This is a genomic window from Streptomyces sp. G-G2 (genome assembly GCF_030063135.1).
Lineage (GTDB): Bacteria > Actinomycetota > Actinomycetes > Streptomycetales > Streptomycetaceae > Streptomyces.
The window spans coordinates 160,289-173,056 of the sequence record NZ_JASISO010000006.1 but is presented as its reverse complement, the minus strand read 5'-3'; the positions used below and the strand labels follow the sequence as shown (position 1 = coordinate 173,056).

Sequence of the window (12,768 nt, the reverse complement as noted above, 5' to 3'; positions counted from 1 at the left end):
AGACTAAGCGGAAAGAGATTGGACAAGCGGCACTACGGGGCAGGTAAGCCAGCAGAGGCAAGGAGGGTGACCTGAAGTGTCGAGGGCGAGAACAGCCCGCCGGATCGCGGCGGGCGCGGCGTACGGCGGCGGCGGGCTCGGCCTGCTCGGGGCCGCGGCGGTCGGACTGGTGGTGGCCGAGGTCCAGCTCGCGAAGCGGACGGTGGGCACCGGGCTGACCGATCCACCGCGTGCGGACGGGCTGTACGGGAGCGAGTTCGGCGGCCCGGAGATGAGCCCCGGCCCCCTGCGCCTCGCCATGCTGGGCGACTCCACGGCCGCGGGCCTCGGCGTGCGGCGGGCCCGGCAGACCCCGGCGGCGCTGCTCGCCTCGGGTCTGGCGGCGATCGCGGAGCGGCCGGTCCAGCTGCGGAACGTGGCGCTGTCCGGGGCCATGTCCGACGACCTCGACCGGCAGGTGTCCCTGCTGCTGGACCACGGCGAGAAGGCCCCCGACGTGGCCGTGGTGATGATCGGGGCCAATGACGTGACCCGCAGGATGCCGCCCACCCAGTCGGTGCGGCTGCTGACGGCGGCGGTGAAGCGGCTGCGCCTGGCGGGCACGGAGGTGGTGGTGGGGACCTGCCCCGACCTCGGCACGATCGAGCCGGTGTACCAGCCGCTGCGCTGGGTGGCCCGCCGGGTGTCCCGGCAGCTGGCCGCCGCGCAGACCATCGGGGTGGTGGCCCAGGGCGGCCGTACCGTCTCGATGGGCGACCTGCTGGGCCCGGAGTTCGCCGCGAATCCGCGCGAGATGTTCGGCCCGGACGCCTACCACCCGTCCGCCGAGGGGTACGCGACCGCCGCCATGGCCGTCCTGCCCACCTTGTGCGCGACCCTCGCGCTGTGGCCGGAATCCGACCGGCTCGACGTATCCCGCGACGAGGACATGCTCCCGGTGGCCAAGGCCGCCTCGGCCGCCGCGAACCAGGCGGGCACCGAGGTCACGGCGGCCCGCGCGCCCTGGGCCCTGCTCAAGCACCGGCGGCGTCGGCGGTTGCCGGGCGCCGACCCGGCGGACACCACCCAGCCGGGCCCCGGCACCCGGCCCGGACCGGGCACCCGGACCCTCCCGGACACGCCCGTCGGCTGACCCGGCCGCCCGGTCGCGCCCGGGTGCGGCGCTCGTCACACGGCGAGGGCGGTGACCTCGACGGTACGGGCCGGTAACTTCACATGCGGTCCCGGCACCACCGCAACCCACCCCCTTGGAGTCCCGATGCCCGAAGCCGTCATCGTTTCCACCGCCCGCTCCCCCATCGGCCGGGCCTTCAAGGGGTCCCTCAAGGACGTCCGCCCGGACGATCTGACCGCCACGATCATCCAGGCCGCCCTCGCGAAGATCCCCGGGCTGGACCCGCGCGAGATCGACGACCTGATGCTCGGCTGCGGTCTGCCGGGCGGCGAGCAGGGCCACAACCTGGGCCGGATCGTGGCCGTGCAGATGGGCATGGACCACCTGCCGGGCTGCACGATCACCCGTTACTGTTCCAGCTCGCTCCAGACCTCGCGGATGGCCCTGCACGCCATCAAGGCGGGCGAGGGCGACGTCTTCATCTCGGCGGGCGTCGAGATGGTCTCCCGCTCCGTGAAGGGCTCCTCGGACGGTCTGCCGGACACGCACAACCCGCTGTTCGCCAACGCGGAGGCCCGTACGGCCGCCGTGGCCGCCAGCGAGGGCGCCTCCTGGCACGACCCGCGCGAGGACGGCCTGATCCCCGACGCGTACATCGCGATGGGCCAGACCGCCGAGAACCTGGCCCGGATCAAGGGCGTGACCCGCGCGGACATGGACGAGTTCGGCGTCCGCTCGCAGAACCTCGCCGAGGCCGCCATCAAGAACGGCTTCTGGGAGCGGGAGATCACCCCGGTCACCACCCCCGACGGTACGGTCGTCAGCGCCGACGACGGCCCGCGCGCCGGGGTCACCCTGGAGGGCGTGCAGGGCCTCAAGCCCGTCTTCCGCCCCGACGGCCTGATCACGGCCGCCAACTGCTGCCCGCTCAACGACGGCGCCGCGGCGCTGGTCATCATGAGCGACACCAAGGCGCGCGAGCTGGGCCTGACCCCGCTGGCCCGGATCGTCTCCACCGGTGTCACCGGCCTGTCCCCCGAGATCATGGGCCTCGGCCCGGTCGAGGCGTCGAAGCAGGCCCTCAAGCGGGCGGGCCTGACCATCGGCGACATCGACCTCGTCGAGATCAACGAGGCCTTCGCGGCCCAGGTCATCCCGTCCTACCGCGACCTCGGCGTGGACCTGGACAAGCTGAACGTCAACGGCGGCGGCATCGCCGTCGGTCACCCGTTCGGGATGACCGGCGCCCGCATCACCGGCACCCTGATCAACAGCCTCCAGTTCCACGACAAGCAGTTCGGTCTCGAAACGATGTGCGTGGGCGGCGGCCAGGGCATGGCGATGGTGATCGAGCGGCTCAGCTGAGCCGTAGCGGAGGGTAGGGGTCGTCCGAGGAACGAGGACGGCACCTGCCCGCAGCGGTGGCGAAGCCGAGCGCGACATGAAGAAGGCGAGCGGCTCAGCTGAGCCGTAGCGGAGGGTAGGGGTCGTCCGAGGAACGAGGACGGCACCTGCCCGCAGCGGTGGCGAAGCCGAGCGCGACATGAAGAAGGCGAGCGGCTCAGCCGGCGGACTCCCCAGACCCCGCAAGGAAAACCGGGACATCGGTACGTCGTACTGACGCCAGGTCTAACCCCGTCGCGGCCGACCTGTGACCGAATCTCCCCCAGGATGTGACCTATGTCCTGGGGGTTTGGCATTTCCGCAGGTCAGGGGGCATCACCCGAACGGCGGCGGGCCGAAAGACCTGTCCAATTCATGACGTAATGCACTGCAAGGGATTCCCAGGGCGGGACAAGCTGATGTAGGAAGTCGGGGGATCGAATACATCAGGAGTTAGTCAGTGAGCGCCATGTCTCTTGCCCTGCTGCTGACCACGGCCGCTGCCACGGCCGTGGGCACTGCTGCGCTGCACGCCGTCCACGGCCTGCGCAAGCAGGTCACGGCCCTGCGCGGTGAGCTGGTCGTTTCGGCTCACCCCCGGGCCGCGACCGTGCCGCACGCCCGCAGCGCCGTCGAGTCCCCCGCCGCGGAGATACGCGCCGCCGTCGCCGAGGCCCTGGCCGAGGAGCGCGAGCGCGAGCTCGCCGAGGCGCGCGCCTTCTGGGCCGCGCAGGAGGCCCGTGACGCCGCCGACGCCCCTTCGCTGCTGGGCGGTCTGCCCGGGCTCGGCGAGGACGCCGTACCCGTCTTCCTGCCCCGGCAGGCCGACATGGTGGGCCTGGAGTCCGTCCTGGGCGAGGACACCGACGACTACGGGTACCCCGAGGACTCCGCCGAGCTGGCCGCGGCCCGTCGGCGCCACCCCTCGCACCCGGACTTCGTACCGGTCCAGGCGTCCGCGCCCGGCGCCGACCACGAGCGCACCGTCAACCGGCTGGAAGAGCTGGCGGAGGCCCGTACGGCCCTGGCGGACGTCCGCCCCGGGCCGCTGGGCACCCTCGACGTGTACGTCTTCACCGACGGCACCACGCTGTGCATGACCCCGGGGCACCGGGAGACCGCGGAGCGCCTCGCCGAGGCCCTGCGTTCGGGCACCGCGCCGGTCCTGCTGGGCGGCTCGGGCATCTCCGGCGCCTACGCGCTCACCTTCTCCTGCGGTGACGCGGGCGATCCCGACGACAACGTCTACATCCTCGCGGACCGCGTCATCGCATCGCTCTGACTTCCGCCCGCTCCACCAGCCGTACGGCCTCGTCCAGCACCTCGGACGGGGCCTCCGCGCCGTCCCGGGCCCCGTCCCCGGCGGCGCGCAGCGCTTCGGCCAGGTCCAGCCCGGCCACGACCAGCTGATCGCCGACGACGAAGATCCCGGCGTCCGGCATCTCGCGCGGCGGGGCTCCGCCGGACGGGCCCTCCAGGCGCTGCGCCCGTACGGACAGCTCCCGGGCCAGTTCCAGCGCCTCGGCGGCGGCGCCGCGCTGGAGGCGGCTCTGCGGAGCGGAACGGAGCCGGTCGGCGAAGCGTTCCACGACGGCGGTCAGGAGCGACGTATCAAGCACCCGGCGACCCTACGCGCCGCCCGGGCACCATTGCCAACGGGCGAACGGTCAGGCACGGTGACATGAAGAGAACAGCACGGCGATACCTCCGGAGGCGCCCATGTCAGTAGAGTTCTCCGAGCCCACCCACCGGAACATGATCTCCAGAATTCCGCAGACCACCGGTCGTGAACTCCCCGACTGGCTCCGCACCGTCGACGAGGGCCCCTCCCTCGTCCGGTTCGAGGAGCGGGTCAGCTGGCTGCTCGGCGCGCACGAGCTGTCGTACGGCCAGGCAAAGGCGATCATCCACGAGTACGACCTGCGCCGGGCCGCCAGAAAATTCGGCTGAGCCCTCCCCTCCCCCTCGTCCCCGACTTCTGCACGCCCCCGACATGCGGGAAGGCCCCGCGAGCACTGCTCGCGGGGCCTTCATGCGTCGTGCCGCGGACGTACTAGTCGCCCTTGAGGATCGACAGCAGGCGCAGCATCTCCAGGTAGATCCACACCAGGGTCATGGTGAGGCCGAAGGCCGCCAGCCAGGACTCCTCGCGGGGAGCGCCGTACTGCACGCCGTCCTCGACCTGCTTGAAGTCGAGGGCGAGGAAGCAGGCGCCGAGGATGATGCCGATGACACCGAAGAGGATGCCGAGGCCGCCGCTGCGGAAGCCGAGGCCGTCACCGCCCGAGAAGAGCGAGAACAGCAGGTTGGTGACCATGAGGAGCACGAAGCCCATCGCGGCGGCCATCACGAACCCGTAGAAGCGGCGGGTGACGCGGATCCAGCGCATCTTGTACGCGAACAGCACACCGGCGAAGACGCACATGGTGCCGAGCACGGCCTGGACGACCACCCCGTCGCCGATGTAGGTGCTGGTGGCCGAGCTGATCACGCCGAGGAAAACGCCCTCGAACGCGGCGTACGCCAGGATCACCGCGGGGACCGGCTTGCGCTTGAACGACTGCACCATCGCCAGGACGAAGGCGATGAGCGCGGCGCCGATGGCGATGCCGTACGACTTGTTGATGTTCGCGGGGTCGACCGGAAGGGCGATCCAGGCGATGACCGCCGTCACGACGACGGTGCCGAGCGTCATGGCCGTACGGCTCACGACGTCGTCGATCGTCATCGCGTTGCGGTGGGCCGCCTGATCGACGGGCATGCCGCTCTGCGGGTCGGTCGCGTACGGGTTCGTCGCGTACGGGTTCGTCGCGGTCCCGGCCTGCTGCGCGTCAAAGCCCGCGTAGCCGCCGTTGTCGCGGCTGAACCCCCGTCGCGAGAAGACCGGGTTGCTGCTCCTCATTTCACTCCTCCATGGCCACGCTGCGCGGCCTACGCGTCAAGGGTAATGCGTTCGCAAAAAAATCACCCTACTGCTGAAGGAGGATCTTAGAAGAAGGCATGACGAAGCGCATAAGAGGAAAACGACGGAGACGGGAGTGCCCGGAGCCGGACTTGAACCGGCACGGCCCTAAGGCCAGCGAGGTTTAAGCTCGCCGTGTCTGCATTCCACCATCCGGGCAGGTCGTGCCGTGCGGCCTCCCGTGGAAAGCACGTGGGCGCAGTGGCGAGCGTAACCCGGAACGACCTTGCGGCCGGATGGCCTTCTATCCGATGTTGTCTGATTTTATTGGCGCTTGAGGGGTCGTCAGACCCAAGAACACGGGGTCGCCGCCCTGCGGACAACGATCACGCACGCCGAGGGAATGACGGGATTTCGACGGCCCGCGCCACCCCCCGCGCCACCCCGGACCACCCCGCCCCGGCGCCCGCCCTCGCCCCGCCCTCGCGCCGCCCGTATCCCGCCCGGGCCTCGGCGGGGTCCTGGCGGGGCCGCCCGGCGGCCGCCCGCGGGCCCGGCCACCCCGCCCTCGGGTCAGGGGCACTGTCATACCAGAGGAGGACACGGGCGGTCCGGCGGTCAGCCTCCGGTGGCCCCAGGAACAAGCTCGGCGGCTGATCCGGAGCGGGGGTGCGCGCCGAGAGGATGGGAGAAGTCCCGCCAGTCCGTCAGATCGCCCCTCGGAGGAGCCCCCCGTGACCACCATGAACTACGCCCCGCACACCACCCAGGCCGTGGCCGCCCGCGCCACTCAGCTCTCCAAGGTGTACGGCCAGGGCGAGACGCAGGTGGTCGCCCTCGACAACGTCTCCGTGGACTTCGGCCAGGGCCAGTTCACCGCGATCATGGGCCCCTCCGGTTCCGGCAAGTCCACGCTGATGCACTGCGTCGCGGGCCTGGACACCTTCTCCGGCGGCTCCGTGCGGATCGGCGAGACCGAGCTGGGCAGCCTCAAGGACAAGCAGCTCACCCAGCTCCGCCGGGACAAGATCGGCTTCATCTTCCAGGCGTTCAACCTGCTGCCGACGCTGACGGCGCTGGAGAACATCACCCTCCCCATGGACATCGCGGGCCGCAAGCCCGACAAGCAGTGGCTCGACGCCGTCATCAGCATGGTCGGCCTCGCCGACCGCCTGAGCCACCGCCCCACCCAACTCTCCGGCGGCCAGCAGCAGCGCGTGGCCGTGGCCCGCGCCCTGGCCTGCCGCCCCGAGATCATCTTCGGTGACGAGCCGACCGGAAACCTGGACTCCCGCTCGGGCGCCGAGGTCCTCGGCTTCCTGCGCAACTCCGTCCGCGAACTCGGCCAGACCGTCGTCATGGTCACCCACGACCCGGTCGCCGCCTCCTACGCGGACCGCGTCATCTTCCTCGCCGACGGCCGGATCGTCGACGAGATGGTCAGCCCCTCCGCCGACGGCGTGCTGGACCGCATGAAGGCCTTCGACGCCAAGGGCCGTACGAGCTGACCCGGTCGCGGGCCCCCCGGCGGGCCTCCCGAAGCCACCTCCCAGACTTCCAGCACCAGGACTGACACACCCATGTTCCGTACCGCCCTGCGCAACGTCCTCGCGCACAAGGCCAGGCTGTTGATGACGGTGCTCGCCGTCACCCTCGGCGTCGCGTTCGTCTCCGGCACCCTCGTCTTCACCGACACCCTCAAGAAGTCCCTGAGCGGCCAGGCCGCGAAGAGCTACGACGGCGTCGCCGTCTCCGTCGAGTCCTACGGCCAGACGCGCAACGACGACGGCCAGAAGGAGGGCGACCCCGGCATCAGCCAGCAGACCCTCGACAAGGTCGGCGGGACCGCGGGCGTCGCCTCGGTCGCGGGCCGGGTCTCCGGCTTCGCCGGAGTCGGTGACGAGAACGGCAAGCTGCTCGGCCAGGGCTGGTCGAACAAGGGCTCCAACTTCGCCCCCGGCAAGGACGGCAAGGACCCGCGCACCACCTTCACCGACGGCGTCGGCCCGGCCGGGGCCGACCAGATCGCCCTCGACAAGGAGACCGCGGCCGCGGGCGCGTACCGGGTCGGCGACAAGGTCCGGGTGGCCACCAACGGCCCGGTGAAGGAGTACACCCTCAGCGGTGTCTTCACCACCGAGGACGGCGAGGTCAAGGCGGGCGGCAGCCTCGTACTGTTCACCACCCCCGCCGCGCAGGCGATGTACCTCAAGCCCGGCTTCTACCAGGAGCTGTCCGTCGCCGCGAAGGCGGGCACCTCGGCCGACAAGCTGCTCAGCGACATCACGCCGCTCCTCGGCAAGAACGCCCACGCCCAGACCGGCGCCGCGCTCGCCGACCAGCAGGCCAAGGACATCCAGACGCAGCTCGGCGGCATGAGCAACATGCTGCTGACCTTCGCCGGCATCTCCCTCTTCGTCGGCGTCTTCCTGATCTACAACACCTTCACCATGCTGGTCAGCCAGCGCACCAGGGAACTGGCCCTGCTGCGCGCCATCGGCGCCGCCCGCGGCCAGGTCATGCGCTCCGTGCTCGCCGAGGCCCTCGTCATCGGCGTGATCTCGGCCGTCATCGGCCTGGTCACCGGCATCGGCCTGGCGATCGGCATGCGCTCCACGATGAACGCCTTCGACGCCAAGCTGCCCGGCGGCGACCTCGTGATCGCCCCGGCCACCATCGTCGCGGCCCTGGTCATCGGCGTCGTGGTCACCGTGGTCGCCGCGGTGCTCCCCGCCTGGCGCACCGGCCGGATCGCCCCGGTCGCGGCCATGGGCAGCGCCCATCTCCCGGCCTCCTCCAAGTCCCTGATGCTGCGCAACACCTTCGGAGGCATCCTCGGCGCCCTCGGCTTCGGTCTCGTCTTCCTCGGCGTCTCCCAGGGCGGCGGCGACGGCCGCTGGAGCATCGGCGGGGGCGCGTTCTTCCTGCTCCTCGGCCTGATCGTGCTGCTCCCGCTGCTGTCCCGGCCGGTCATCGGCGCCCTGCGGCCGCCGCTGGAGAAGGTCTTCGGGGTCCCCGGCAAGCTGGCCGCGCAGAACGCCGTGCGCAACCCGCGCCGCACCGCCGTCACCGCCGCCTCCCTGGCCATCGGCCTGACCCTGGTCACCTCGCTCTCGGTCCTCGGCATCACCATGGGCAAGGCCATCGACCGGCTGAGCACGGACAAGATCAAGGCCGACTACCGGGTCTCCATGTCCGAGGGCGTGCGTGCGGGCGGCCTGGACAAGTCCGTGGCCGAGGCCCTCTCCAAGGCCCCCGGCATCAAGGACGTCACCCCGGTCGCGGACGGCTCCTTCCGGGTCGGGGACGACTTCCGCAGCGCTTCCGGCGTCAACTCGGCGACCCTCGCGAACGTGCTCCGCATCGAGACCGTCAGCGGTTCGCTGAACGGCCTCGGCACGGGTGAGATCGCGGTCGCCGAGAAGGAGGCCGAGCAGCGGAACCTCTCGGTCGGCTCCACCCTCGACGCCCGGTTCGACGACGGCCAGAAGGCCTCGCTCAAGGTCGGCGCGGTCTACAAGGACGCCGAGGGCCTGGTCTCCTCGTACCTGATCGACAACAAGGTGCTGAGCGCCCACACCGAAGCGCCGTACGTCCGCTACGTCTACGTCAACACCGACGGCGGCGCGTCCGCGGCGGGCGAGAAGAAGGTCGTCGAGGCGCTCGGCAAGAACCCGGCCATGACCGTCGCCACCCAGCAGGACATGCGCGACGAACTGGGCGGCATGATCAACATCGCCCTGAACATCATGTACGGCCTGCTCGGCATGGCGCTCATCATCTCGGTGCTCGGTGTCGTCAACACCCTCGCGATGTCCGTCTTCGAGCGGACCCAGGAGATCGGGATGCTGCGGGCGATCGGCCTGGACCGCGGCCGGGTCAAGAACATGATCCGCCTGGAGGCCGTGGTGATCTCGCTCTTCGGCGCGATCCTCGGCGTCGGCATCGGTGTCTTCCTCGCCTGGGCGGTCGGCAGCACGCTCACCGACACCATCCCCGGGTACGCGCTGGTCCTGCCCTGGGACCGGATCGGGATCTTCCTCCTGCTGGCCGCCGTGGTCGGCGTCCTGGCCGCCATGTGGCCCGCGCGCAGCGCGGCCCGGCTGAACATGCTGACCGCCATCAAGACCGAGTAGCCCGGCCGGCTCCGGCAGGGACCGAGCCGAGGGGCCCCGCGACCACCCGGTCGCGGGGCCCTTCGGCGTACGGCCCACGGGCTGGCGCCGCGTCAGGCGGCGTTCGCCCCTCGCGACGCCCCGCACGCACCCTCGCCGCACCGGACGCCGCTCCTCAACGGGCAGACATGGCCCGACGCGGCACTAGGCCAGCCACTCCCGGGTGCGCGGCGCCAGCCCCGCGCTCCCGTTCGCGGGGATCCGCACCGCCAGCACCTGGTTCACGCCGAGCCGGTTCTGCTCGAAGCCCAGGGCGGACGCCGCCATGTACAGGAGCCAGACCCGGGCCCGGCCGGGCGAGGTCAGCCGGACCGCCTCGTCCCAGTTCCCCTCCAGCCGGGTGACCCAGGCCCGCAGGGTCAGCGCGTAGTGCTCGCGCAGCGCCTCGACGTCGCGGACCTCGAAGCCGGCCCGCTCCAGCTCGGCCACGGTGGCGGCGATCGGGGACAACTCCCCGTCGGGGAAGACGTACGCGTCGATGAACGGGTCGATCCGGTACGCCGCCTCCGCCGCCGCGTCGGCTTCGGGGCGCCGCGCGATCTGGTGGTTCAGCAGCCTTCCGCCGGGGCGCAGCAGGGCGTAGAGGTCGCGGGCGTACTCCCCGTACCGCTCGGAGCCGACGTGTTCGGCCATGCCGATGGAGGAGATGGCGTCGTACGGGCCGTCGGCGACGTCCCGGTAGTCCTGGACCCGGATCTCCACCCGGTCGGCCAGGCCCTCCTCCGCGATCCGCTTGCGGGCGAAGACGGCCTGTTCGCGGGAGAGGGTGATGCCGGTGACCTGCGCCCCGTACTCACGGGCCGCGTGCAGGGCCATGGAGCCCCAGCCGCAGCCCACGTCGAGGAGCCGGTCCCCGGGGCGCAGACCGAGCTTGCGGCAGACCAGGTCGAGCTTGTCGTGCTGGGCCTGTTCCAGGGTGCCGCCGGGGCTCCAGTAGGCGCAGGAGTAGACCATGGAGGGCCCGAGCACCAGGGCGTAGAAGTCGTTGCCGACGTCGTAGTGGTGGCTGATGGCCCGCCGGTCCCGGACCTTGGTGTGGCGGCGTCCCGAGCGGTGGGGCACCTCCTCGCCGGGCGGCGCGGGCGGCGGCAGCGGACCGGCGAGCGCCGCCAGCTCCCGCAGTGCTCCGCGCCGGGCCGGATCGCGTACGAGCCCCAGCGCGGCGGCGGCCGCGGAAGGCGCCGACCCGGCTCTCGGCGGCGGCACGGCGGGGCGTTGCCAGAGCAGCCCGGAGATCCGGTCCAGCAGCTGGTACAGGTCACCCTCGACGCTGATGTCGCCGGCGACCCAGGCCCGGGCCAGGCCCACCTCCCCCGGCCGCCACAGCATCCGGCGCAGGGCGCGCCGGTGGTGGATCACCAGGGTGGGACCGGCGGGCGGGCCCGCCTCGCTGCCGTCCCAGGCACGGATCTTGACGGGCAGGGGATCTCCCAGCAGGGTCTCGGCGAGAACGGCCAGCCGCGGCGCGGCGTCGGTCATGGCGCACACCTCCAGTAGGGCTCCGACCTTTGCCTCTACCCAGTCCGTACAGCGAGTAAGCGGCCGGACACGCCGAAGGGGCCGCCCGCACCACGGATGGCGGGAGGCCCCTTCGGGGTCGTGCTGGGGTACTACCGGTCAGGCCCGGGTCAGGAGGCCTTGGCCTTCTCGGCCGGAGCGGCCACGGCGGCGGGAGCCGGGGCGGGCTTGGCCGCCTCGTAGAACTCCTCGCGCGGGGTCTCCAGCGCACCGAGGGAGACGACCTCGCGCTTGAGGAACATCGCGAGGGTCCAGTCGGCGAAGACGCGGATCTTGCGGTTCCAGGTCGGCATGGCCATGCCGTGGTAGCCGCGGTGCATGTACCAGGCCAGACGGCCCTTGAGCTTGATCTTCATCTTGCCCATGACGATCATCGCGACGCCCTTGTGGAGGCCGAGGCCCGCCACCGCACCCTTGTTGGCGTGCGAGTACTCGCCCTGCGGGAAGCCCCGCATGCCCGAGATGACGTTGTCCGCGAGGACCTTGGACTGGCGCAGCGCGTGCTGGGCGTTCGGCGGGCACCAGGCGTTCTCGACGCCGGCCTTGCGGGCCGCCATGTCCGGGACCTGGGCGTTGTCGCCCGCGGCCCAGATGTAGTCGGTGCCGGTGACCTGGAGGTTTGCGCCGGCGTCCACGTGGCCGCGCGGGCCCAGCGGCAGGCCGTAGCGGGCCAGCACCGGGTTGGGCTTGACGCCCGCGGTCCACACCAGGGTGCTGGAGTCGACCTCGAGGCCGTTCTTCAGCACGACGTGGCCGTCCACGCAGGAGTCCATGGAGGTGTTCAGGTAGATCTCGATGCCGCGCGACTCGAGGTGCTCCTTGCCCCAGGTGCCGAGCTTGGGACCGACCTCGGGAAGGATCTTGTCGGCCGCGTCCACCAGGATGAAGCGCATGTCCTCGCGCTTGATGGTGGTGTAGTACTTCGCGGCGTCGCGGGCCATGTCCTCGACCTCGCCTATGGTCTCCGCGCCGGCGAAGCCGCCGCCGACGAAGACGAAGGTGAGGGCCTTGCGGCGGACGTCCTCGTCCGTCGTGGACTCGGCCTTGTCGAGCTGCTCGAGGACGTGGTTGCGCAGGCCGATGCCTTCTTCGACGCCCTTCATACCGATGCCCTGTTCGGCCAGGCCGGGGATCGGGAAGGTGCGGGAAACGGCGCCGAGCGCGACCACCAGGTAGTCGAAGGGCAGCTCGTACGCCTCGCCGACGAGCGGCGTGACGACGGCGACCTTGCGGTCCTGGTCGATGCTGGTGACCCGGCCGGTGAGAACCTCTGCCTTGGGCAGCACGCGTCGCAGTGGTACGACGACGTGCCGAGGCGAGATGCTGCCTGCGGCCACTTCGGGGAGGAAGGGCTGGTAGGTCATGTACGAGCGCGGGTCGACGACCGTGACGGTCGCCTCGCCGTAGCGCATCTTCTTCAGAATGCGCTTGGCCGCGTACAGCCCTACGTACCCACCGCCTACAACGAGGATCCTGGGACGCTCCGTGGTGCTCATGAGAACGAGTATCCAGCACCTGAAGGGGGGGCGCTCGTGAGCCCCTTCACAAGCAGCATGCACCCCTCTGTTACACTGCGCGGCTCACGTGACCGAGGTCATGGTGCGCGGGGGGAACCACCGCATGACGGCGGACGTTGTTCACCCGCCCTGAACTGGCCCGACGGCCTATCGACCGGG

Annotated in this window: 10 protein-coding genes and 1 tRNA gene; 6 read left to right on the top strand and 5 right to left on the bottom strand. The window is 71.1% G+C overall.

Going from position 1 to position 12,768, the window contains the following annotated elements:
• Nucleotides 1–76 precede the first annotated feature (76 nt).
• From QMF80_RS07300 to QMF80_RS07290, 3 genes are all read left to right on the top strand, one after another.
• Nucleotides 77–1,132: an SGNH/GDSL hydrolase family protein gene (locus QMF80_RS07300; RefSeq protein WP_283450633.1), complete on the top strand. Its 1,056-nt coding sequence runs from the start codon at nt 77–79 to the stop codon at nt 1,130–1,132.
• A gap of 126 nt (nt 1,133–1,258) precedes the next feature.
• On the top strand, nt 1,259–2,479 hold the full coding sequence (locus QMF80_RS07295; protein ID WP_283450631.1) for an acetyl-CoA C-acetyltransferase: 1,221 nt from the start codon (nt 1,259–1,261) through the stop codon (nt 2,477–2,479).
• A 487-nt stretch (nt 2,480–2,966) separates the two neighbouring features.
• Nucleotides 2,967–3,779: a hypothetical protein gene (locus QMF80_RS07290; protein ID WP_283450803.1), complete on the top strand. Its 813-nt coding sequence runs from the start codon at nt 2,967–2,969 to the stop codon at nt 3,777–3,779.
• On the opposite strand, the gene QMF80_RS07285 is transcribed toward QMF80_RS07290, so the two are convergent.
• The gene (locus QMF80_RS07285) at nt 3,763–4,116 is read right to left on the bottom strand and encodes a hypothetical protein (RefSeq protein ID WP_283450629.1); all 354 of its coding nucleotides are present in this window, start codon (nt 4,114–4,116) and stop codon (nt 3,763–3,765) included. The two genes, QMF80_RS07290 and QMF80_RS07285, sit on opposite strands and share 17 nt — an antisense overlap.
• Nucleotides 4,117–4,216: 100 nt before the next feature.
• Here QMF80_RS07285 and QMF80_RS07280 point away from each other — a divergent pair, with 100 nt between their 5' ends.
• Nucleotides 4,217–4,447 (top strand): DUF4287 domain-containing protein, encoded by a 231-nt coding sequence (locus QMF80_RS07280; RefSeq protein WP_283450627.1) that lies wholly within the window; start codon nt 4,217–4,219, stop codon nt 4,445–4,447.
• Between the two features lie 103 nt (nt 4,448–4,550).
• Here the strand turns inward: QMF80_RS07280 and QMF80_RS07275 are convergent, their stop codons facing one another.
• Together QMF80_RS07275 and QMF80_RS07270 are read right to left on the bottom strand one after the other, a co-directional pair.
• The gene (locus QMF80_RS07275; protein ID WP_283450625.1) at nt 4,551–5,399 is read right to left on the bottom strand and encodes a Bax inhibitor-1/YccA family protein; all 849 of its coding nucleotides are present in this window, start codon (nt 5,397–5,399) and stop codon (nt 4,551–4,553) included.
• A 137-nt stretch (nt 5,400–5,536) separates the two neighbouring features.
• Nucleotides 5,537–5,618 (bottom strand) — tRNA-Leu (locus QMF80_RS07270).
• 524 nt (nt 5,619–6,142) lie between these two features.
• Here QMF80_RS07270 and QMF80_RS07265 point away from each other — a divergent pair.
• A complete protein-coding gene (locus QMF80_RS07265; protein ID WP_283450801.1) occupies nt 6,143–6,907 on the top strand; it encodes an ABC transporter ATP-binding protein in 765 nt (254 codons plus the stop codon).
• A gap of 72 nt (nt 6,908–6,979) precedes the next feature.
• Nucleotides 6,980–9,535, top strand: coding sequence for an ABC transporter permease (locus QMF80_RS07260; RefSeq protein WP_283450623.1), 2,556 nt, complete (start codon nt 6,980–6,982; stop codon nt 9,533–9,535).
• 183 nt (nt 9,536–9,718) lie between these two features.
• Here the strand turns inward: QMF80_RS07260 and QMF80_RS07255 are convergent, their stop codons facing one another.
• A complete protein-coding gene (locus tag QMF80_RS07255) occupies nt 9,719–11,053 on the bottom strand; it encodes a class I SAM-dependent methyltransferase (RefSeq protein WP_283450621.1) in 1,335 nt (444 codons plus the stop codon).
• 149 nt (nt 11,054–11,202) lie between these two features.
• A complete protein-coding gene (locus QMF80_RS07250) occupies nt 11,203–12,588 on the bottom strand; it encodes an NAD(P)/FAD-dependent oxidoreductase (protein ID WP_283450619.1) in 1,386 nt (461 codons plus the stop codon).
• Between the last annotated feature and the right edge of the window lie 180 nt (nt 12,589–12,768).

What these genes read in the sequence shown, in the direction of transcription:
- QMF80_RS07295 (WP_283450631.1), top strand. Translation starts at nt 1,259, where the DNA reads ATGCCCGAAGCCGTCATCGTTTCCACCGCCCGCTCCCCCATCGGCCGG.
- QMF80_RS07290 (WP_283450803.1), top strand. Translation starts at nt 2,967, where the DNA reads ATGTCTCTTGCCCTGCTGCTGACCACGGCCGCTGCCACGGCCGTGGGC.
- QMF80_RS07280 (WP_283450627.1), top strand. Translation starts at nt 4,217, where the DNA reads ATGTCAGTAGAGTTCTCCGAGCCCACCCACCGGAACATGATCTCCAGA.
- QMF80_RS07275 (WP_283450625.1), bottom strand. Translation starts at nt 5,399, where the DNA reads ATGAGGAGCAGCAACCCGGTCTTCTCGCGACGGGGGTTCAGCCGCGAC.
- QMF80_RS07265 (WP_283450801.1), top strand. Translation starts at nt 6,143, where the DNA reads ATGAACTACGCCCCGCACACCACCCAGGCCGTGGCCGCCCGCGCCACT.
- QMF80_RS07260 (WP_283450623.1), top strand. Translation starts at nt 6,980, where the DNA reads ATGTTCCGTACCGCCCTGCGCAACGTCCTCGCGCACAAGGCCAGGCTG.
- QMF80_RS07255 (WP_283450621.1), bottom strand. Translation starts at nt 11,053, where the DNA reads ATGACCGACGCCGCGCCGCGGCTGGCCGTTCTCGCCGAGACCCTGCTG.
- QMF80_RS07250 (WP_283450619.1), bottom strand. Translation starts at nt 12,588, where the DNA reads ATGAGCACCACGGAGCGTCCCAGGATCCTCGTTGTAGGCGGTGGGTAC.